This window comes from Nonomuraea sp. K271 (genome assembly GCF_009908215.1).
In the GTDB taxonomy this organism is placed as follows: domain Bacteria; phylum Actinomycetota; class Actinomycetes; order Streptosporangiales; family Streptosporangiaceae; genus Nonomuraea; species Nonomuraea longispora.
Genome location: NZ_JAAAHR010000008.1, coordinates 69,819 through 89,743 on the forward strand (window position 1 = coordinate 69,819; position 19,925 = coordinate 89,743).

Genomic DNA, 19,925 nt, shown 5'->3' on the forward strand with positions numbered 1-19,925 from the left:
CCTGTCCTGAGGTGCGATAAATGTCCCGACCTACTCCGCTACGAGACGTGCACGAAAGCCTCGGCGCGACGCTGACCGACTTCGCAGGGTGGCTCATGCCACTCCGGTACGGAAGCGAGTCCGCGGAGCACAGGGCCGTCCGTGAGGCCGCCGGACTGTTCGACCTCTCGCACATGGGCGAGATCTTCGTGACCGGGCCGCAGGCCGCACAGGCGCTGGACTACGCGCTGGTCGGTCACCTGTCGGCCGTGACGCCGGGACGAGCCCGCTACACCATGATCGTCAACGAGCGGGGCGGGGTGCTGGACGACCTCATCGTCTACCGGCTCGCCGACGAGGAGTTCATGGTCGTCGCGAACGCCTCGAACGCCGAGAAGGTCGCCGGCGAGCTGGAGAGCCGTTGCAAGGCGTTCGACGCCGTGGTGGACGACCGTTCGCCGCAGTACGCGCTGATCGCCGTCCAGGGGCCCCGCGCCCAGGAGATCCTCGCCACGCGCACCGACGCCGACCTTGCCGGGCTCAAGTACTACGCGGGCCTGCCGGGGCAGGTCGACGGGCGGCAGGCGCTCATCGCCCGTACCGGCTACACCGGCGAGGACGGGTTCGAGCTGTTCGTGGCCAACCAGGACGCGGTGCCGCTCTGGCACGCGCTCATGGCCGCGGGCGAGCCGTACGGGCTCAAGCCCGCCGGCCTGTCCAGCCGCGACACCCTCAGGCTCGAAGCCGGCATGCCCCTGTACGGCAACGAACTGAGTGCCGAGCTGACCCCGTTCGACGCGGGGCTGGGCAGGGTGGTGAAATTCGACAAGCCGGGAGACTTCGTCGGCCGGTCGGCGCTGGAGGCGGTCAAGGACGACCCGCGGCGCCGGCTCGTCGGTCTGGTCGCCCGGGGCCGCCGGGTGCCGCGCCACGGCTACCCGGTCACCAAGGACGGCGCCGTCGTCGGCGAGGTCACCAGCGGTGCTCCCTCCCAGACCCTGGGCAAGCCCATCGCGCTGGCCTACGTGGACACCGGCGCCGTCTCAGGCCTGGCTGTGGACATCCGGGGCAGCCATGAACCCATGGACCTGGTCGAGCTGCCCTTTTACAGGAGGAACAAGTGAGCAACATCCCTGACGACCTGAGCTACACCAAGGAACACGAGTGGGTTTCCGGGGTCGAGGACGGCCTCACCGTGACCGTCGGCATCACGGCCTACGCCGCCGACGCCCTTGGTGACGTCGTCTTCGTGCAGCTCCCCGAGGTCGGTTCGATCGCCGAGCCGGGCGACTCCGTCGGCGAGGTCGAGTCGACCAAGTCGGTCAGCGAGATCTACACGCCCGTCGGCGGCGAGATCGTCGAGGTCAACCAGGCCATCGTGGACGACCCGAGCCTGGCCAACAGCGACCCGTACGGCGAGGGCTGGATGTTCCGGGTGCGCATGGAGGGCGACCCCGAGGATCTGCTGTCCGCCGAGGAGTACGCCGCGCTCACCTCGGGCGAGTCCTGACCCTGCCAGGCCTCATCGGCCGACGCCGGGGCTCGCGGCCGGGCCCCGGCACTCATGAAGGGCGCATCATCAATGGCGATCAGCGTCTTCGACCTATTCAAGATCGGCATCGGCCCGTCGAGCTCCCACACGGGAGGCCCGATGGCCGCCGCACACAAGTTCGCCCGCGGGCTGCACCAGGACGGCCTGCTGCCGCGCGTGGCCCGCGTCGAGGCCATCCTGTACGGCTCGCTCGGCCTGACCGGCAAGGGCCACGGCAGCGACAAGGCGGTCCTGCTCGGCCTGTCCGGGGAGAAGCCCGAACTGGTCGACGTCGACACCATCGACGACCGTCTGGCCGAGATGCGCGAGTCGGGCACCGTCCGGCTGTACGGCAGCCACGAGATCCCGTTCGTCGTCGGCCAGGACCTCGTCTTCGAACGCAAGATCACGCTGCCCGAGCACCCGAACGGCATGCGCTTCACCGCCTACGACGCGGCGGGCGAGGGGCTCAGGGAGAAGGTCTACTTCTCGGTCGGCGGCGGCTTCGTCGTGGACGAGAAGGCCACCGGCGCCGACCGCATCAAGCCGGACGACACCGTCGTGCCCTATCCCTTCACGACCGGCGAGGAGCTGCTCAAACACTGCACGAACACCGGCCTGTCGATGTCCGGGATCATGCTGGAGAACGAGAAGGCGTTCGGGCGCACCGAGGAGGAGGTCCGCGCGGAGCTGCTGCGCCTCTGGCAGGTCATGTCGGAGTGCGTGCGCCGCGGCATCTCCAAGGAGGGCGTCCTGCCCGGCGGGCTCAAGGTCAAGCGCCGCGCCAACCAGCTGCACCGCCGCCTGCAGTCGGAGCCGGCCGAGAAGGACCCGCTGCAGGCCATGGACTGGGTGACGTTGTTCGCGCTGGCGGTCAACGAGGAGAACGCCGCGGGCGGCCGCATCGTCACCGCCCCCACCAACGGCGCCGCCGGCATCATCCCGGCGGTCCTGACGTACTACACCCGCTTCGTCCCCCACGCGGACGAGGACGGCGTGGTGCGTTTCCTGCTCACGGCCGGCGCGATCGGTGTGCTGTTCAAGGAGAACGCCTCGATCTCGGGCGCCGAGGTGGGCTGTCAGGGCGAGGTCGGCTCCGCCTGCTCCATGGCCTCGGCGGGCCTCACGGAGGCGCTCGGCGGCACGCCGGAGCAGGTCGAGAACGCCGCCGAGATCGGCATCGAGCACAACCTGGGGCTGACCTGCGACCCGATCGGCGGGCTCGTGCAGATCCCGTGCATCGAGCGGAACGCGGTCGCCTCGAACAAGGCCATCACCGCGGCCAGGATCGCCCTGCGCGGCGACGGCCGCCATTTCGTGGCCCTGGACAAGGCGATCAAGACCATGCGCGACACCGGCCGCGACATGCTCGACAAGTACAAGGAGACCTCACGCGGCGGCCTGGCCGTCAACGTGATCGAATGCTGACGTGGTGCCGAGTCAGTCGAAAATGCCCGGCCTATGACAAAGGCCGGGCGCTCAATTGTGCGGGCGGGGGGATTCGAACCCCCACGGTGTCACCACCAACAAGACCTAAACCTGCCGCGTATGCCATTTCGCCACGCCCGCGCGGTCCCCGCCTTAAGCGGGCTCGTGACAGTTTAGCGCTCTGGGCGGGGGCGGGGCGCATCCGTTGATGACCCCGGCATTGAAGGGCACGGGCCATTTCGCCGGGGCCCGCGAACCGGCTCAGGCCAGGCCCAGCTTCTTCTTCAGCGAGGCCACGTGTCCCGTCGCCTTCACGTTGTAGAGGGCCTGCTCAACCTTGCCGTCACCGTCGATGACGAACGTCGAGCGGATGACTCCCACGATCTCCCTGCCGTACGACTTCTTCGGCCCATAGGCGGCGTACGCCTTGTGGACCACGAGGTCGGGGTCGGACAGCAACGGGAACGTCAGGGCGTCACGCTCGACAAACTTGGCCAGCTTTTCCGGTTTGTCCTTCGACACGCCGAGGACCGCGAAACCTTCGGCGGTCAACTGGCTGAGGTTGTCACGGAAATCGCAGGCCTGCTTGGTGCAGCCGGGCGTCATCGCGGCGGGGTAGAAATAGAGGATCACCTGCTTGCCGCGCTGGTCGCCGAGGGAAACGGGGGTTCCGTCGGCGGCGGGTAGCGTGAACTCGGGCGCGGCGTCGCCTGGCGCCAGCTTGGTCTCTGTCATGGGCCCTCCTCAGTGCTTCCCGCAAACCTACCGGCCCGGCCGCCGTGCCGTACGGCCTGCCGACCTGACAGACTGATCACGACCACAACGGACGGAGCTCGCACGGCACACGAAGCGGGCGCGGCCACGCGTACGGTCGAGAGGAGACGCCATGGCTGACACCGATCCCGACGAGTTGGAGCGGCGGATCGCGCGGACACGCGCCGAGTTGGCGCAGACGGTCGACGCCATTGCCGACCGGGTGAGCCCCAAGCGGGTCGCCGAGCGCACGGTGACCGACGTCAAGAGCAGGGCGGGGCAGTTCGTGGCGTCCGTGGGCGACGCGCTCGGGGTGGCGCCGCGGCCGGTCGCCTACGACGACGATCCCGAGCGGTTGTGGGAGGACGAGCGGCCCGACCTGGGTCCCGTCCTGATCGGGGCCGGGGCGCTGCTGATCGTGGGGGCGGCCATCGTGCTCTGGCGCCGCCGCAGGCGCGGCTGACGCCTCCGCGCGGCCTCCGGCGCTGATCAGAGGAAGGTCCTCCCCTCGCCTCTGTACGTCGGCGCCGACCCGGCCAGGGTGTCGCCGTCCACGAGGTGGAGCGTGTCGAAGCGCTCGCACAACTCGCCCGCCTTGGCGTGCCTGAACCACACGCGGTCGCCGATCCGCAGGTCCTCGGCGGCCTGGCCGAGCAGCGGCGTCTGCACCTCGCCCGCGCCCTCGTCCGGGGAGTAGCGCAGCCCGGCCGGCAGGTACGGCTGCGGCAGGCGGCTGCTGCCGGGCTCGCCCGAGGCAGGATAGCCGCCCCCGAGCACGGTCGCGATGTCCGGTGCCGGGCGGCGTACGACCGGCAGGGCGAAGAGCGCGGCCGGACGGCCGGTGAAGCCGCGGTAGAAGTCGAACAACCTCGGGTGGAAGAGGCCGGATCCGGCCGCCACCTCCGTGACGGCCTTCTCGCGTACGGTGCGCTCGACGCAGCCGGTGCCGCCGCCGTTGACGAACTCGAGGTCGGCGACCCGGCGGACGGCGTTCACGACGCGGCCGCGCCGCACGATGAGCTCGCGGGCGGAGCGGGCCTGCATGAGCCTGATGGCGCGGGTGAGGAGGGCGTTGCCGGGAGGGTCGTCGCCGACTCCGGCGATCTGGGCCTCGTACGCCAGCAGCCCGGTCAGGCGCAGCCCGGGGCGTTTGGCGACGGCGGCGGCGAGGTCGGCGGCGTCCTCGGGCTCGCGGATCGGAGAACGGAGAGCTCCCGCCCGAAATTTCCCGCCGAAAGCGACATATCCGGCGTCGATGTCGATGCAGATCCGCAGCTCGGCCCGCGGATGCACACCTGCCACGGCCGCCTCGATGAAGTCGAGGTGCGCGAGCGAGTCGACGGTCACGGTGACGCGCCCGGCCGCGACCGCGTCTCCGGCCAGCTCGGCCAGCGCGTGCCGGTCGGCCGTCGGATAGGCGACCAGGACGTCCTCGAAGCCGTGCCCCGCCAGCCACAGCGCCTCGGGCAGCGTGAACGCCATCACGCCCTGGAAACCGTCCATGGCCAGGATGTGTTCGAGCAGCGGCCGGCTGCGCACCGACTTGCTCGCCACCCGGATCGGCTTGCCCGCCGCCCGGCGTACGAGCTCGGCCGCGTTGGCCCGCATGGCCGCCAGGTCGAGGATCGCGAACGGAGGCTCGATCGCCGCGGTGGCGCGATCATAGCGCTGGCGGGCATCCATACCAGCAGCGTAACGGCTGGTCGGCGCCGAACCCAGGGGCCGGACGCGCGGACCAGGCACAGCGGCCCGCACCGGCACGGACGGTGGGAGCGGTGACCGGGCTTCCCCCGGCGAGCCCTGGTCCCCGTAATGATCGGGCAAATCGGCGGCGAGGGTGCGGTACAGAGCAGGCGGCCCCCCTGTACGTGTGTCCCTGTGATGACCACGCTTCAGCAGATACTGCCCGGCGCCGCCGCCACCCCACGGCTCACCGGACTGCGCAGGGCGAACAAGGCGCTCAGACCGGCACGGACGGTCCCGGGGGCCGTCGTGGCGACCGTGCTGACCGCCGGGATGGGCCTGACCGCGGCGGAGCTGGTGTCGGGGCTGCTCGGCACGCCGCTCGGCTGGGTGCCGGTGAACGAGGTGGTCGAGCTGGCGGGCAGGACCGCGTGGCTGAAGGTGTCCACCGCCGCCCTCGTCGTGGCGGGCATCGGCGTGCTGATGGTGCTGCTGGCCGTCGTGCCGGGCAGGTCCAGGCTGGTCGCGGTGGAGACGTCGGACCCGCTGATCGTCATCGGCATCACCCGCTCGGGCCTGCGCCGTACGCTCGCCGCCGCGGCCCAGCAGGTGGCGGGCGTGGACAAGGCCCGGGTACGCCTGCGCCTGCGCACCATCGAGGTCACCGTCGTGACGGACGCGGAGAGCACCGGCGCGATGCTCAGGCAGGTCGGCACCGCGGTGGGCGACCGGCTGGCGGGCGTGGGCACGCTCGGCACGGGCGAGGTCGTCGTCCGGCTGCGCAGGAAGGCGCTGTGATGCGGCAGTACGCCGGCAACCGGATCGGGCTGGCCGTCGTGGGCGCCGTGCTGGCGGCGCTGGGGACGTACGCGTGGTTGCGCGGCGAGGACCGCCTGTCCGGCCTGCCCGCCAAGGGCAGGGTGGCGCCGGCGCAGTTGCACCGGACGCTCGCGGAGGAGCCGTGGAGCCTGTGGCTGCTGGCCTTCGCCCTGGTGCTCCTGTCACTGGTCTCACTGCGCTGGCTGCTGCTCTGCCTGGGCTGGGGCCGGCGCGGCACGCCCAACGGCACGGGCACCGCCATGTTGTTCGTGGGGCTGAAGAACGTGGAGGGCCTGGGGAAGGCGAGGGTGCGAGTCGGCGACGACGGGCTGCGGATCAGCGTGACCTGCCCGTCGGAGGCGGACATGGGCGCGGTGGTGGGCAAGCTCGACCAGGACATCGTGGGGCGCATCCGGCGCGAGATCCGCGACGACGAGATGAGCACCGTGGTCAGTCTGCACGTCCGACGTTAGGCGCGGGACGGCCTACTGGGTCGCGCGGCGCTTCGTCATCGCCGCGCGACCCGGGCGTCATGATCATGATCCACCATCACGATCTCCCTTTACTCACCCACGAGGGGCGCTCCCGAGCACCCAGCATGCCCGATCGCGCGTAAGCCGAGCGTAAGCGCCCGTGACGTCAGACCTGGGTCGTACTCGCACTTCACCCTTCAGGCTGACCAAGACCCCACTGTAGGTACATATCGTGAGGACGTGTTCGGTAGCGTACAGGCGTGGTCGAGGCGCCACGAGAAGGTGGCCGCCGTCCTGCGGGTGGCGCCGCTAGGCGCGCTCTGTCTGCTGACGACGGTGCTGTACGCGGGCAGCGGCGCACCCGGCGGCGGCGTCCACCCCGGCGTGATCTGGTACGTGGGGGTCTCCGCGGTGCTGGTCGTACCGCTCGTGTGGCGCGAAAGGCCACGCCTCTCCTTCGCCGTCATCGCCCTCGTCAGCTTCGTCCAGTGGCTGGCGGACGTCGGCCCGGTGCCCGCCAACGTGGCGGTGCTGATCGCCCTGTGGGGCGTGGCCTACCGGTGCGCGTTCCGCTGGGCGCTGGCGGCCCTCCTCGTGACCGAGGTCGGGGTGTTGCTGCTGCTGATCGACCGGCTGGTGCCCACGTTCGGCATGTTCTCCACCGGCTCGATCCTCGTGGTGACGATCTGGCTGACCGGCCTGTACGCCAGGACGCGCAGGCACTATCTCGAAGGGCTGGAGGAGCGGGCCGAACGGGCCGAGCGTGAGCGCGACCAGCAGGCCAGGATGGCGGCCGCCGCCGAACGCGCGAGGATCGCCAGGGAGTTGCACGACGTCGTGGCCCACAACGTCAGCGTGATGGTGGTGCAGGCCGACGGCGCCGGCTACGCCCTCGACCACGATCCCGAGCAGGCCCGCCAGGCCGTCACGACCATCTCCAGGACCGGCAGGGCCGCGCTCGCCGAGATGCGCAGGCTCGTCGGGGTCCTGCGTGAGAACGAGAACGCGGACCCCGACTACACCCCCCAGCCCGGCCTGGACCAGGTGGAGAAGATGGTGCGGGAATCGGCGGTGCCCGCCCGGTTCCGCATCGGCGGGACGCCCACCGACCTGCCCGAGGGCCAGCAGCTCGCGGTCTACCGCATCGTGCAGGAGGCGCTGACGAACGCCCTCAAGCACGGCGGCCCCGGCGTTCGGGCGGACGTGGAGATCGACTTCACCGGCCCCGACGTGCTCGTACGGGTGAGCGACGACGGCCGGGGCGCGGCGGCGCCCCGGAGCGCCGACGGGCACGGCCTGATCGGCATGCGCGAGCGCGTCGGCATGTACGGCGGCGACGTCTCGGCCGGCCCTCTGCGGGGCGGCGGCTTCGAGGTGCTGGCCCGGTTGCCCATGGCGGAAGCGGCGTAGAGGAGGCGGCCGGGTGATACGCGTGATGCTCGTCGACGACCAGGAGTTGTTGCGGGCCGGGTTCAGGATGGTGCTGGACGCTCAGCCCGACATCGAGGTCGTGGCCGAGGCGGGCGACGGGGTCACCGCGCTGGAGGTCCTCAAGGACACCGAGGTCGACGTCGTGCTCATGGACGTGCGCATGCCCCGCATGGACGGCGTCGAGGCCACCCGCCTCATCGAAGGGGCGAAGGTGCTGATCCTCACCACGTTCGACCTCGACGAGTACGTGTTCGCGGCGGTCAAGGCGGGCGCGGCCGGGTTCCTGCTGAAGGACGTGCCCCCGGCCGACCTGGTCAACGCCATCAGGCTCGTGCACGCGGGCGACGCCGCGATGTCGCCGCGCACGTTGCGGCGGATGCTGGAGACGTTCGCCGCGCAGCTCCCGAACGAGGAGCCGACGGCGGCGGACGACCTGACGCCGCGCGAGCGCGAGGTGCTGCTCATGGTGGCGCGCGGCCTGTCCAACGGGGAGATCGCGGCCCGGCTGGCGGTCGCGGAGGCGACGGTGAAAACCCACCTGGGCCGGGTGCTGGCCAAGCTGGGCCTGCGAGACCGGGTGCAGGTGGTGGTGTACGCGTACGAGGCCGGTCTGGTCGTGCCGTCCCATCGGCCGAAAGGCTGACCGGGGTCGTCTGCGGGCGCACCCGAAGTCCCTCCTCAGGGCCCATGGATCGCCGAACCTCCACACCTAGCGTGGGTCGGGTCGAAACCCGCCCCCGCAGGGAGAAGGAGTGATGGTGACCCTCACCGAACGCCGAACCGCGCCCGCTGTCGTGGCCACGGATCTGACCAAGGTGTACGGCCAGGGCGACGCCCGGGTGCACGCCCTGCGCGCGGTGAACGTGGCCTTCGCCACCGGCGCCTTCACCGCCATCATGGGCCCGTCCGGCTCCGGCAAGTCCACGCTGATGCACTGCCTGGCCGGCCTCGACACGGCCACGTCGGGCACCGTGCACCTTGGCGACGTGGAGCTGACCGGACTGTCCGACCGGCAGCTCACCCTGCTGCGCCGCGAGCGGATCGGGTTCGTCTTCCAGGCGTTCAACCTGCTGCCCACGCTGACCGCCGAGCAGAACATCCGCCTGCCCCTGGAGATCGCCGCCCGCCAGGCCGACCAGGCGCTGTTCGACCGCGTCATCTCGACCGTCGGGCTGACGGACCGGCTCTCGCACCGGCCGACCGAGCTGTCCGGCGGCCAGCAGCAGCGCGTGGCCGTGGCCAGGGCGCTCATCAGCAAGCCGCAGGTGATCTTCGCCGACGAGCCGACCGGCAACCTGGACTCCCGCAGCGGCGCCGAGGTCCTGTCGTTCCTGCGCGTGTCGGTGCGCGAGCTGGGCCAGACCATCGTCATGGTCACGCACGACCCGGTCGCGGCGTCGTACGCCGACCGCGTGGTGTTCCTGCGCGACGGCGAGCTGGTCACCGAGCTCGCCACGCCGACGCCGCAGAGCGTGCTGGACACGCTCGTGAAGCTGGAGGCGTGAGGTGCTGAAGACGGCTCTGGCCGGGCTGCGCGCCCACACGTTCCGGCTGCTGCTGACCTCGCTGGCGATCATGCTGGGCGTGGGGTTCATCGCGGGCACGTTCGTGCTGAACGACACCGTACAGGCTGGTTTCGACCAGCGGGTCAGCGCCGACGCGGGCAAGGTGGACGTCGCCGTCCTGCCCAAGGGCTCCGGTGCCGTGCTGTCCGAGCGGGTGCTGGAGCGCATCCGCGGCCTGGACGGCGTGACGGAGGCGCAGGGTCTCGTACGCGGCGCCGCGCCGCTGATCGGCAAGGACGGCAAGACCGTCGGAAACCTTCCCACCACGGCCGTCTCGATCGTCACCGGCCCGCTCGACCGCGCCGACATCGTCGCCGGCACCGGACCGGGCACCGACGACCGGGCCGCCGTGCTCGACGACAACACCGCCAAGGCCCAGGGCTTCCGGCTCGGCGACACCATCACCGTGCTCGACGCCGGCAAGGCCGAGCACCGGTTCAAGCTCGTCGGTCTTCTCGACACCGGCGTCGACCAGGAACTCTCGTTCACCGGCGCGGTCGGCTTCACCACGGCCACCGGGAAGCGCATGACGGACTTCAAGGGGTACCACGAGATCGACGTCGCCGGCACCGCCCCGGGCCTGAAGCAGGCCGTCGCGGCGGCCGTCGGCGACGCGTACACCGTCAAGACCGGCCACGAGCTGGCCTCCGACCTGGCGAGAGCGGCGGGGGTCGAGACGCAGATGTTCACGCTCGGCCTGCTGCTGTTCGGCGTCGTGGCCATGATGGTGGCCGCCCTGGTCATCTACAACACCTTCAACATCCTCGTCGCCCAGCGCACCAGGGAGATGGCGCTGCTGCGGTGCATCGGCGCCACCCGAGGGCAGGTGTTCGGCTCGATCCTGCTGGAGTCGGCCGTCGTGGGCGTGCTAGCCTCCGCGCTCGGCCTGCTGCTCGGGTACGGCCTGGCCACGCTCACGCTGACGGTGCTCGGCGCGGTCGACGCCCCGCTGCCCACCGACGCCGGCGCCGCGCTCTCACCCGTCACGATCGCGACCGGGATGGCCGTGGGCCTGGTGGTCACGGTGTGCGCGGCCCTGCTGCCCGCCAGGTCCGCCACCCGCGTCCTGCCGGTCGCGGCGCTGCGTACCCACGCCGAGGAGCAGACGTTCCGCGCGGGCCTGCTGCGCGGGCTGTTCGCCGCCCTCTTCCTGGTGGCCGGATCCGGCGTCACCGCCGTCGGCGTGTTCGTGCTCGAACCCGGCCGGGACGAGTCGCTGCTCGCCGTGATGGCCGGGGGCTCGCTGACGTTCCTGGCCGTGCTGATCCTCGGGCCGGTGCTCGTCAGGCCGCTGAGCGTGCTGGTCGGCTGGATCCCCGGCAGGGTGTTCGGGGTGCCGGGCCGCCTGGCCGTCGGCAACTCCGGGCGCAACCCCAAGCGGGCCGCGACCACCACGGTCGCGCTGACAATCGGGGTGACGCTCATGACGCTGATCTCGGTGGTCACCGCGTCCACCCGGCTGACGATGACGGCCAAGCTCGACGAGCAGTACCCCGTCGACTACGCCGTGATGGACCAGGAGCGCGGCTCCGTCATCCCGAGATCCGTCGCCGAGCGCCTCCGGCGCGCGCCGGAGCTGGCCTCGGTGGTGCAGATCCGGCAGGCGGACGCCACGATCGACGGCCGGCACGTGTTCGCCGGCACGTTCCGGGGGCCCGTCGAGCCGTACGTGACCGCCGGCTCCATGGCGGGCTTCGGTCCCGGCCAGGTCGCGCTGCGGGACAACGACGCCGAGAGACTGGGCGTCCAGGTCGGCGACTCGGTGCGGCTGCGGACCGAGAGGGCCGGGACGGTGCCGCTCAAGGTGGTCGCCCTGGTCGACGGGAACCAGGGGACGCTGCCGTCGGTCACCGTGCCGGAGGCGGCCTTCGAGACGTACTTCGGCGCGGTGCCCGACGCGCGGTTGATGATCCGCATCGCGGACGGCGTGCCGCGAGAACGGGCGCGCGAGGTCGTCGACGCGGCCGCGGCGCCCTATCCGAACGTGAAGGTGTCGAGCGCGGCGGAGACCCGCGGTCAGTTCGACGAGACGCTGGACATGCTCCTCATGATCATCACAGGGCTGCTGGGGCTGGCCATCCTGATCTCGCTGCTGGGCATCGCCAACACGCTCTCGCTGTCGGTGCACGAGCGCACCAGGGAGTCGGCGCTGTTGCGGGCGCTGGGCCTGACGCGGCGGCAACTGCGCGCGATGTTGTCGGTCGAGGCTCTGGTGCTCGGTCTGATCGGAGCGCTGGTGGGGGCCGTGCTCGGCGGCGTCTTCGGCTGGGCCGCGATCATGGCCATGCTGGACGGCGCCCTGCTCTCGCTGCCGGTGGGACAGATCGCGTTGTTCGTGGCGCTCTCCGGCGTGGCCGGGGTGCTGGCCGCCGTGCTGCCGGCCCGCCGCGCCGCACGGGCGTCGATCACCGGAGCCCTCGCCGCCGGCTGACCCCGGGGCTTTCGACGCCTCGGGCGGAACCCCTGGTCCTCGCGCAGGTGGTAGTGCTGGGTCCACCTCTCAGGTGGCGATTTCCTACCACGCGGGGTGGGCCGGCTTCCATGGAGGCCGGCCCTCCGGACCGCGAAGCTGGGCAGGTCCGATCGGAACTTGCCGATCGTTGCCCGGCAAGCCAAGGAGAGCGCGACGTGATCGAAGTGAGGGGACTGAGCATGCGGTACGGCCGCACGCTCGCCGTCGACGACCTGACCTGCACGGTGAAACCGGGGCTGGTGACCGGGTTCTTGGGACCGAACGGCGCCGGCAAGTCCACCACCATGCGGGCCGTACTCGGACTGGAGGTCCCCGCTTCGGGTGAGGCGCTGGTGGACGGGCGACCGTACGCGTCGCTGCGCCGGCCCATGCGCACGATGGGGGCGCTGCTGGACGCCGGGGCCGTGCACGGCGGCCGGTCGGCCCGCGACCATCTCGGCTGCCTGGCGCGCAGCAACGGCATCGACCGGGCCCGCGTGACCGCCGTCCTCGATCAGGTCGGCCTGACGGACGTCGCCGGCAAGAGGATCGGCGGATTCTCCCTCGGCATGAAGCAGCGGCTGGGCATGGCGGCTGCGCTGCTCGGAGACCCGGCAGTGCTGATGTTCGACGAGCCGCTGAACGGACTGGACCCTGAGGGCATCCGCTGGCTCCGCGGCCTGCTGCGTTCGCTGGCGGACGAGGGCCGTACCGTGCTGTTGTCCAGCCACCTGATGAACGAGACGGCGCTCACCGCCGACCACGTCATCGTCATCGGACGTGGCCGGCTGATCGCTGACGCCGCCATGAACGCCCTGGCCGCGCACTTCCAGGGCGACGTGCTGGTCCGCACGCGTCACCCGGAGCGGCTCACCGCCATCATGCGCGCCCACGGCGGGACGGTGGTGGCCGAGGACGACGGCGTCCAGCCCGTTGCCCGGTCCGCTGCCCTGTCCGTCCATGGGCTGGACGCGTCCGAGATCGGCGTACTGGCGCTGTCCCAGGGAATCGCCCTGGTGGAGCTGACTCCGCGCGCCGCGTCCCTGGAGGAGGCGTTCATGCGGCTCACGGAGGACAGCACCGAGTACAGAAGCGAGAGCGGGACCACTCCGAAGGAGACCGTGCGATGATCGACGTCATCGCTTCCGAGTGGATGAAGCTCCGCACACTCCGCTCGAATCTCCACGTGCTGGCCTGCTCGGTGACGGCCGTTCTCGCCTGCGCCGGGATCGCGTTCATGATCGGCCGCGGGTTCGACGGCAAGACGTTGGACGAGAAGATGGCCTTCCCCGGCAACGGGGACGGCCTCGGCAACGGGATCGCGGTCGCCTACTTCGTGTTCGCCGTGCTGGGCGCGCTGGCGATCACCTCGGAACACGGCACCGGCATGATCCAGACGAGCCTGGTGGCCGTGCCCCGCAGGCGGGTGCTCCTGCTGGCCAAGATTCCCGGCCTGGCCGCGGTCGCTCTGGTGGCCGGTCAGGTTCTGGCGTTCATCATGCACGCGGCCTCCATGGCGGCGCTCGGCGACCGGGCCGGGCAACTTCTCCGCGAAGGGGTGACGCTGGGCACGCCGCTGTCAGAGCCGGGCGTGCTCGCCTCGGTGATCGTCGCCGGGCTGTCGATGGCCGCGGTCGCGCTGATCGGCCTCGGCGTCGGGGCGGCCGTCCGCTCCACCCCGGGCGCGCTGGTCGTGCTGACCGTGCTCATCGTGGTGCTGCCGGTGGTGGCCAAGACGCTGCCCATGCCGCTGCGCGCGCAGGCCGGCTCCTTCATGATCGAAAACCTGCCGCTCCAGATCGCGGGGGTCGGGGGCGGGATCCTGCCCCCCGCCGCGGCTGCGGGGCTGCTGGTCGCGTACGTGCTCGCCGCGTTGACCGCGGGCGCCACGATGATCACGCCGGCCGGGCGCCGGATCAAGGTGCTGGCGATCGGCGCTGCCGCGGCCGTCCTGGTCTCGGCTGTGCCTGCCGCCGCGGCAGGTTCGCCGGGCCCCTCATCGACGCCGGCCTGGGCGGGCTGCGCGGACAAGACCCTCGTCAAGGAGATGCGGTGCGCCACGATCAAGGTGCCCGTGAACTGGGCCGAGCGGTCCGGACGGAAGATCGATCTGGCCGTCGGCCTGCTCCCGGCCACCGGCGCCCAACGCAGGATGGGCACGGTGTTCGCGATCCCCGGCGGGCCGGGCGGCTCGGGCGTGGAGGACCTGAGCAAGAACGCGGGCAGCTTCACCGAACTGCGCGATCGTTTCGACGTGGTCAGCGTCGAGCCCCGCAACACCGTCGACAAGGGCGTGCTGTCGTTCGACTGTCTGTTCTCCGGCCCGTGGATCAGCTTGCCCGAAACCCGCGCCGAGTACGCCGAGCTGGGCAGACGCAACCGGGCGGCGGCTCAGCGATGCCGCAGCGCCGACCCCGAGTTCTTCGACCACATGGATTCCGCCTCCGTGGCGCGGGACATGGAGGCGATCCGCGTCGCTCTGGGGGAGGAGAAGCTGAGTTTCATCGCCAACTCCTACGGCGGCAGACCCGGGATCGAATACTCCCGGCTGTTCCCCGGCCGGGTGCGCGCGATGGTGTTCGACGGCTCGGTCAACCCGTACCTGCACGGTGCGCACAACAGGCTCACCCACGAGAAGTCCTTCACCCGCTTCGCCGCCTGGTGCGCGGCGACCACCACCTGCGCGCTGCACGACCAGGACGTCGGCGAGGTCTGGCGGGCGCTGGTGGCGCGGGCCGACCGTGTCCCGGTGCCGGTCAGAGGCGAATCGCCGGCGGCCGCCTACAGTGGGTTCGACATCAAGGAGGCCGCCGCCCCCAGCATCATCTCGCCGGGTGAGGAGCCCGACCTCCCCCAATGGACGGAGCTTGCGGAGGCGATCAAGCGGGCCGCCGACGGCGACGCCTCAGGGTTCGCCGACTACGTCCGGCGGGCCACGAAAAGCCCGAAGGTGCCCTCGTCCACGGGGATGAACATGACCCACTGCCTCGACGGCCTCGTATTCCGCGACTACGAGGAATACCGGAGGAGGCGCCGCGAAGGTGAGCGCCTGCTGCCCAACATCGCCGGGACCGAGCTCTGGCACCCGCTCGGCTGTGTCGGCTGGCCGACCTCCGTCACCAATCCGCCCGGACCACTGCCGGCCAAAGGGCTGCCGCCCTACCTGGGCGTCGGCTCCTGGACGGACTTCGACAGGAGCGCGGACATCGTACGGCGGGTACCCGGCTCTGCCGCGGTCCAGTACCAGGGATACGGCCACGGCCTCTACAACGCCGGGAACTCCTGCGTCATCGGCCACGTCAACCGCTACCTGATCAGTCTGCGCCTCCCCGCACCCGGCACCGTGTGCCCCAAGACCGGCACCTGACGGCCGACCGGGTCTCAGCGAGGTGTGCGGCCGGGCCACAACTCGGCCACCGTCTCGGGGTCGAGAAGCGGCCGGGCCACCACCTCGCCCGTGGCCCGGTCGATCACGATGCACCCGCCGCCCACGACGTCCGGCAGCCTGGCGGGATCGTCGGGGTCCAGCTCCCGCACCCAGGCGACATAACCCGCGTCGAACCCGTACACCCCCACCGGCAGTGCCTCGTCGGGCAGGCGCACCCCGTTGAAGTACTCCTCGGCCACGGCCCTGGCCTGATCCAGGTTCATCGCGGCCGTCCCCGCCGGTCGAGCATCAGGCAGAACACCCCGGTCACCGTCGTGTACGGCGGCTCGACGGACATGTGCCCCCGTTGCGCGTCGATCCAGATCACCTCGCCGTCCGCGTTGACCGCGTTCCAGGCGTGGGAGCCGCCGCCGGGCCAGCGCACCACGATGACGGCGCTCGCCCCGTGCCCGGCGTCGATCAGCCGCCGCGCGATCAGGGGGTAGGCGTGCCGCCCCTGCCCCGCGTACTGCAGGCGGTGGCCCGCCCACCGCTCGATCCTGGCCAGGCTGCCCCGCTCGCCGGTCAGCACCGGCCGGCCCATCCTGTCGTACTCGGGCAGCCGGGGCGCGGCCGTCGCGGGCTCGCCGTGCCAGGTGGACAGCACGGCCAGCGCGCAGTCGGCGGCGTTGGAGGCCCTGAACGGGTCGTCGGCGGGCCCGCCGCCGTTGATCAGCCGCACCCAGGTGCCGCGCGGGTCTGGAAAGCGGGTGCCTGGCGTCATCGACTCCGCCAGGTCCCGCTCGACCTGCGGGTCCGGCCGGGCCAGCCCGCCGGGCACGACGTACGGACGGGAGTCGGCGAGCCTGGGCGGCCGCCGCGGCCCGTCGAACCAGTCATGTTCCACCGGCTCGGGAAGCTCCACCGGCTCGGCGACCTCCGCCTCCCCCGCCCATTGCTCAGGCTCCCCGGACTTCCCGAGCTCGGTGTGTTCCTCGCAGGCCGGCCACTCCCAGGGCTCAGCACGTCCGGTGCGCTCGGCGGGGTCGGCGGCGGGGTGCTCGCGCACCGAGGCGGCGGCCTGGTTCGCCGGGGTGGAGCCGCTGTCAGGGGGCACCTCGGCGGCCCGCTCATAGTCGAGCCATCGCACCCCTTCGGCCACGACAGGGTCGTAACGCTCATCTTGAAGGACCCACCGGACACTCGGCTTGCGCTCGCGGAACACGGCCTGCCTCCTGTCATGCTCGACGACCGATCGTAGAGGCGTCACAGTGCCGGGGAGGTGAAGTCAGGCAGATTGACCGCCAGAGCTCCCCTCCCTACCTGGGCAAACAGAGCAAACCATGACAGAGATCAGACGACGTTCACCGTGATCGTGTGCCGGCCCGTCGCACCGTCAGGCGCGGACGGCGCGAGCCGGTCGGTCTGGGTGTAGCCGGACGCGTCCGTCGCGCGCACCTCGATGCGGTGCTCGCCCGGCCTGGCGTCCCAGTCGATAGACCACTGCCGCCAGGTGTCGGGCCCGGGCACCTCGGCCAGCTTCGCCTGCGTCCACTCGCCGCCGTCGAAGCGCACCTCCACGGCGTCCACCCCCTTGTGCTGCGCCCACGCCACCCCGGCGACCGTGTTGCGCCCCGGCTTCAGCGTGTCCGCGGCCTTCGGGACGTCGATGCGCGACTGCGTCTTGATCGGGCCTTTGGCCGACCAGCCCCGAGGCGTCCAGTACGCCTGGTCCCTGTCGAACCGGGTCGCCTTGATGTCCACGACCCATTTGGTGGCCGAGACGTACCCGTACAGGCCCGGCACCACCTGGCGCACGGGGAAGCCGTGGTCGACGGGGAGCACCTCGCCGTTCATCGCGACCGCGAACAGCGCGTCGCGCCCGTCCATCACCACGTCCACCGGGGTGCCGCAGGTGAAGCCGTCGGCGGAGGTGGACAGCAGCATGTCGGCGCCGGACTGCAGCCCGGCCTGGCGCAGCACCTCGGCCATGCGCACGCCCAGCCACCGGGCGTTGCCGGCCAGCGGACCGCCGACCTCGTTGGAGACGCAGGTGAGCGTGACGTCCGCCTCGGTGAGCGGCATCCTCAGCAGGTCGGCGTACGTGATCTCGACGGGCCGGTCGACCATGCCGTGGATGCGCAACGTCCAGTCGTCCGGGTTGACCTGGGGGACGATGAGCGCGGTGTCGACCCGGTAGAAGTCCTTGTTGGGCGTGACGAACGGCGACAGCCCGCCGATGCGCAGGTCCGCGCCGGCCGGAATCGGCTTCGCGGGGGTCGCGGGTTTGGGCAGCGCCACCCCGGCCCGCGCGACGCCGACGCTCTGCCTGCCGCCGAGTGTCTGCCCGAGCAGGTAGACGGCCCCGGCTGCGGCCACGCCGCCGGCCGCGCCGGTCAGCAACCGCCTCCGGCCGAACACCCGCGGCTCCCCCGCCACCCACATCACGGCGGGCCGCTCCACGACACCCCCGCCGCCACCACTTGCGGCCCCGCTCCCGGCGCTGCTCACCGAGGCGCCCTCCTCACCGCTGCGCGCACCGCTCGTGGAGGAGCTCGTCGGCGCGCCGGCTTCGGCGGCGTGCAGGGGCGGCCGGGCCTCGATCCCGTGGGCGGGGTCGCCGTCGCCGGTCGCCCGCCGTACGAGCCAGGCCAGCACCCAGGCGCCCACGCCCACGCCGGCCAGGGTCGGGAGCGCGTCCAGCAGCCCCGCCTCCGGCCGGGTCAGCACCGCCAGCAGGCCCACCACGCCGAAGGCGGCCAGCCCCGCGAAGCCGTGGGTGAGCCGGCGCAGGGCCAGCATCCCGATGAGCGGCGCGATCCCGAACAGCACGACCACCAGCACGCCACCGACGAGGACGGCCTTGTCGCTCTCACCGAACGTCCTGATCGCGAAGTCCTTGACCGGCGCGGGCGTCAGGTCGACCGTCGCATCGCCCACGGCGAGCACGGGAAACGTCTCAGGCCCGACGAACGCGGACACGAACTGCGCCGTCCCGAGAGCCGCGCACCCGGCGACCAGTCCCGGCAAAGCCCTGGCCCAGGCGGGCACCACCGATTTACTCTGCACGTCTCGACGGTACGCCGGCCCGTGCCCAGCGGTTCTTACGCGGTGGTTACGAGCCGAGCAGCTCGCGCACGATCGGCGTCAGCGCGCGGAAGGCCCGCCCACGGTGGCTGATCGCGTCTTTCTCGTCGGGCGACATCTCAGCCGTCGTGCGGTCGTAGCCGTCGGGCACCAGGATCGGGTCGTAACCGAACCCGTTGGTGCCGCGCGGGGTCTTGACGAGCCTGCCCGGCAGGACGCCCTCGACCACCCGCGACTCCCCCGACGGCACGGCCAGCGCGGCGGTGCAGGCGAAGTGGGCGCTCAGCCGGTCGGCGGGCACGTCGGACAGCTGGGCCAGCAGCAGGTCGAGGTTGGCCTGGTCGTCGCCGTGCCTGCCCGACCAGCGGGCGGAGAAGACGCCGGGCATGCCGTTGAGCACGTCGACGCAGAGCCCCGAGTCGTCGGCGACCGCGGGCAGCCCGGAGCCCTGGGCGACGGCGTGCGCCTTGAGCAGGGCGTTCTCCTCGAACGTGACGCCGGTCTCGGCGACCTCGCCGATCTCGGGGAACTCCTCCAGCCCGACGATCTCGAACCCGGCCAGGATGCGGCGCAGCTCCGCGATCTTTCCCGCGTTGCGGGTGGCCAGCACGATCTTCATGACCCCAAAGCCTCCTGTTGAACGAGCGTGAGCTCCTCGCACCCCTGCACGGCGAGGTCGAGCAGCCGGTCAAGCGCCGAGCGGTCGAACGGCGCACCCTCGGCGGTGCCCTGCACCTCGACGAAGCTGCCCTCGCCGGTCATCACGACGTTCATGTCGGTCTCGGCGGCGACGTCCTCGGTGTAGCAGAGGTCGAGCATCGGCACCGAGCCGACCACGCCGACGGACACGGCCGCGACGGAGCCGATCAGCGGGTCGCCCGGGCACATCTTGCGCCCGCGCATCCACGCGACCGCGTCCGCCAGCGCGACGTAGGCGCCGGTGATGGCGGCGGTGCGGGTGCCGCCGTCGGCCTGCAGGACGTCACAGTCGAGCAGAATGGAGTTTTCCCCCAACGCTTTGTAATCGACGCAGGCGCGCAGGGAACGGCCGATCAACCGCGATATCTCATGGGTCCTGCCACCGATTTTTCCCCGAACCGATTCACGATCGTTACGAGTATTGGTCGCGCGGGGCAACATGGCATATTCGGCGGTAACCCATCCCTGGCCGCTGCCGCGGCGCCACCGGGGCACGCTGTCCTGGACCGAGGCCGCGCACAACACCCTGGTGCCGCCGAATTCGACGAGCACGGATCCTTCGGCATGGGTGAGCCATTGCCTCGTGATGGTTATGGGACGAAGCTGGTCAGGGCTGCGGCCATCCTGTCGCGACATGCAGATCACCCTATCTCCGCGC

Annotated in this window: 19 protein-coding genes and 1 tRNA gene; 12 read left to right on the top strand and 8 right to left on the bottom strand. The window is 71.4% G+C overall.

Annotated features, from left to right (window positions below; all coding sequences use genetic code 11):
* Positions 1 to 20: 20 nt before the first annotated feature.
* The 3 genes from gcvT (at position 21) to GUY59_RS04495 (ending at position 2,938) form a co-directional block, all read left to right on the top strand.
* Positions 21 to 1,103, top strand: coding sequence for a glycine cleavage system aminomethyltransferase GcvT (gcvT, locus tag GUY59_RS04485; protein ID WP_138199019.1), 1,083 nt, complete (start codon positions 21 to 23; stop codon positions 1,101 to 1,103).
* Positions 1,100 to 1,489 (top strand): glycine cleavage system protein GcvH, encoded by a 390-nt coding sequence (gcvH, locus tag GUY59_RS04490; RefSeq protein ID WP_132330700.1) that lies wholly within the window; start codon positions 1,100 to 1,102, stop codon positions 1,487 to 1,489. Before gcvT ends, gcvH begins: the two co-directional genes overlap by 4 nt.
* Before the next feature lie 72 nt (positions 1,490 to 1,561).
* Positions 1,562 to 2,938 carry an L-serine ammonia-lyase gene (locus GUY59_RS04495; protein WP_138199018.1) on the top strand — a complete coding sequence of 459 codons (1,377 nt, stop codon included), beginning with the start codon at positions 1,562 to 1,564 and terminating at the stop codon, positions 2,936 to 2,938.
* A gap of 58 nt (positions 2,939 to 2,996) precedes the next feature.
* Here the strand turns inward: GUY59_RS04495 and GUY59_RS04500 are convergent.
* Positions 2,997 to 3,079 (bottom strand) — tRNA-Leu (locus GUY59_RS04500).
* Between the two features lie 120 nt (positions 3,080 to 3,199).
* The gene (gene bcp / locus GUY59_RS04505; RefSeq protein WP_138199017.1) at positions 3,200 to 3,673 is read right to left on the bottom strand and encodes a thioredoxin-dependent thiol peroxidase; all 474 of its coding nucleotides are present in this window, start codon (positions 3,671 to 3,673) and stop codon (positions 3,200 to 3,202) included.
* A 151-nt stretch (positions 3,674 to 3,824) separates the two neighbouring features.
* On the opposite strand from bcp, the gene GUY59_RS04510 reads away from it, so the two are divergent.
* Complete coding sequence (locus GUY59_RS04510; protein WP_132330694.1) at positions 3,825 to 4,154, top strand: DUF3618 domain-containing protein; 330 nt, start codon at positions 3,825 to 3,827, stop codon at positions 4,152 to 4,154.
* A 26-nt stretch (positions 4,155 to 4,180) separates the two neighbouring features.
* On the opposite strand, the gene GUY59_RS04515 is transcribed toward GUY59_RS04510, so the two are convergent.
* Positions 4,181 to 5,374 (bottom strand): amino acid deaminase/aldolase, encoded by a 1,194-nt coding sequence (locus GUY59_RS04515; RefSeq protein ID WP_138199016.1) that lies wholly within the window; start codon positions 5,372 to 5,374, stop codon positions 4,181 to 4,183.
* 198 nt (positions 5,375 to 5,572) lie between these two features.
* Between GUY59_RS04515 and GUY59_RS04520 the strand changes: the two genes are divergently transcribed.
* The 8 genes from GUY59_RS04520 to GUY59_RS04555 all read left to right on the top strand — a co-directional run bounded on the left by GUY59_RS04520 (position 5,573) and on the right by GUY59_RS04555 (position 15,481).
* Complete coding sequence (locus GUY59_RS04520) at positions 5,573 to 6,172, top strand: DUF6286 domain-containing protein (RefSeq protein ID WP_138199015.1); 600 nt, start codon at positions 5,573 to 5,575, stop codon at positions 6,170 to 6,172.
* On the top strand, positions 6,172 to 6,666 hold the full coding sequence (locus tag GUY59_RS04525; protein ID WP_138199014.1) for a hypothetical protein: 495 nt from the start codon (positions 6,172 to 6,174) through the stop codon (positions 6,664 to 6,666). The genes GUY59_RS04520 and GUY59_RS04525 overlap by 1 nt, the downstream gene beginning before the upstream one ends.
* 240 nt (positions 6,667 to 6,906) lie before the next feature.
* Entirely contained in the window at positions 6,907 to 8,076 is a 1,170-nt protein-coding gene (locus tag GUY59_RS04530) for a sensor histidine kinase (RefSeq protein ID WP_138199013.1), read from the top strand.
* Between the two features lie 13 nt (positions 8,077 to 8,089).
* The gene (locus GUY59_RS04535; RefSeq protein WP_212746131.1) at positions 8,090 to 8,740 is read left to right on the top strand and encodes a response regulator; all 651 of its coding nucleotides are present in this window, start codon (positions 8,090 to 8,092) and stop codon (positions 8,738 to 8,740) included.
* Between the two features lie 112 nt (positions 8,741 to 8,852).
* Positions 8,853 to 9,602, top strand: coding sequence for an ABC transporter ATP-binding protein (locus tag GUY59_RS04540; protein ID WP_132330684.1), 750 nt, complete (start codon positions 8,853 to 8,855; stop codon positions 9,600 to 9,602).
* Between the two features lies 1 nt (position 9,603).
* Positions 9,604 to 12,093, top strand: a complete 2,490-nt coding sequence (locus GUY59_RS04545; RefSeq protein ID WP_138199012.1) for an ABC transporter permease — start codon at positions 9,604 to 9,606, stop codon at positions 12,091 to 12,093.
* A gap of 197 nt (positions 12,094 to 12,290) precedes the next feature.
* Positions 12,291 to 13,244 carry an ATP-binding cassette domain-containing protein gene (locus GUY59_RS04550; RefSeq protein ID WP_138199011.1) on the top strand — a complete coding sequence of 318 codons (954 nt, stop codon included), beginning with the start codon at positions 12,291 to 12,293 and terminating at the stop codon, positions 13,242 to 13,244.
* Positions 13,241 to 15,481: an alpha/beta fold hydrolase gene (locus GUY59_RS04555; protein ID WP_138199010.1), complete on the top strand. Its 2,241-nt coding sequence runs from the start codon at positions 13,241 to 13,243 to the stop codon at positions 15,479 to 15,481. Before GUY59_RS04550 ends, GUY59_RS04555 begins: the two co-directional genes overlap by 4 nt.
* 14 nt (positions 15,482 to 15,495) lie before the next feature.
* Here GUY59_RS04555 and GUY59_RS04560 read toward each other — a convergent pair whose 3' ends face one another.
* The 5 genes from GUY59_RS04560 to rph all read right to left on the bottom strand — a co-directional run bounded on the left by GUY59_RS04560 (position 15,496) and on the right by rph (position 19,903).
* Entirely contained in the window at positions 15,496 to 15,765 is a 270-nt protein-coding gene (locus GUY59_RS04560) for a hypothetical protein (RefSeq protein ID WP_132330676.1), read from the bottom strand.
* Positions 15,762 to 16,706 carry a toxin glutamine deamidase domain-containing protein gene (locus GUY59_RS50535; RefSeq protein WP_138199009.1) on the bottom strand — a complete coding sequence of 315 codons (945 nt, stop codon included), beginning with the start codon at positions 16,704 to 16,706 and terminating at the stop codon, positions 15,762 to 15,764. The genes GUY59_RS04560 and GUY59_RS50535 overlap by 4 nt, the downstream gene beginning before the upstream one ends.
* A gap of 128 nt (positions 16,707 to 16,834) precedes the next feature.
* A complete protein-coding gene (locus GUY59_RS04570; RefSeq protein ID WP_252374811.1) occupies positions 16,835 to 18,550 on the bottom strand; it encodes a molybdopterin-dependent oxidoreductase in 1,716 nt (571 codons plus the stop codon).
* Positions 18,551 to 18,596: 46 nt separating this feature from the next.
* Positions 18,597 to 19,187: an RdgB/HAM1 family non-canonical purine NTP pyrophosphatase gene (gene rdgB, locus GUY59_RS04575; RefSeq protein WP_138199008.1), complete on the bottom strand. Its 591-nt coding sequence runs from the start codon at positions 19,185 to 19,187 to the stop codon at positions 18,597 to 18,599.
* A complete protein-coding gene (rph, locus tag GUY59_RS04580; RefSeq protein WP_138199007.1) occupies positions 19,184 to 19,903 on the bottom strand; it encodes a ribonuclease PH in 720 nt (239 codons plus the stop codon). The genes rdgB and rph overlap by 4 nt, the downstream gene beginning before the upstream one ends.
* Positions 19,904 to 19,925: the final 22 nt, after the last annotated feature.

Coding starts and splice junctions, on each gene's coding strand:
- bcp (WP_138199017.1), bottom strand. CDS start 3,673: ATGACAGAGACCAAGCTGGCGCCAGGCGACGCCGCGCCCGAGTTCACG.
- GUY59_RS04560 (WP_132330676.1), bottom strand. CDS start 15,765: ATGAACCTGGATCAGGCCAGGGCCGTGGCCGAGGAGTACTTCAACGGG.
- GUY59_RS04510 (WP_132330694.1), top strand. CDS start 3,825: ATGGCTGACACCGATCCCGACGAGTTGGAGCGGCGGATCGCGCGGACA.
- rph (WP_138199007.1), bottom strand. CDS start 19,903: ATGTCGCGACAGGATGGCCGCAGCCCTGACCAGCTTCGTCCCATAACC.
- GUY59_RS04525 (WP_138199014.1), top strand. CDS start 6,172: ATGCGGCAGTACGCCGGCAACCGGATCGGGCTGGCCGTCGTGGGCGCC.
- GUY59_RS04555 (WP_138199010.1), top strand. CDS start 13,241: ATGATCGACGTCATCGCTTCCGAGTGGATGAAGCTCCGCACACTCCGC.
- gcvT (WP_138199019.1), top strand. CDS start 21: ATGTCCCGACCTACTCCGCTACGAGACGTGCACGAAAGCCTCGGCGCG.
- GUY59_RS04540 (WP_132330684.1), top strand. CDS start 8,853: ATGGTGACCCTCACCGAACGCCGAACCGCGCCCGCTGTCGTGGCCACG.
- rdgB (WP_138199008.1), bottom strand. CDS start 19,187: ATGAAGATCGTGCTGGCCACCCGCAACGCGGGAAAGATCGCGGAGCTG.
- GUY59_RS04515 (WP_138199016.1), bottom strand. CDS start 5,374: ATGGATGCCCGCCAGCGCTATGATCGCGCCACCGCGGCGATCGAGCCT.
- GUY59_RS04495 (WP_138199018.1), top strand. CDS start 1,562: ATGGCGATCAGCGTCTTCGACCTATTCAAGATCGGCATCGGCCCGTCG.
- GUY59_RS04520 (WP_138199015.1), top strand. CDS start 5,573: ATGACCACGCTTCAGCAGATACTGCCCGGCGCCGCCGCCACCCCACGG.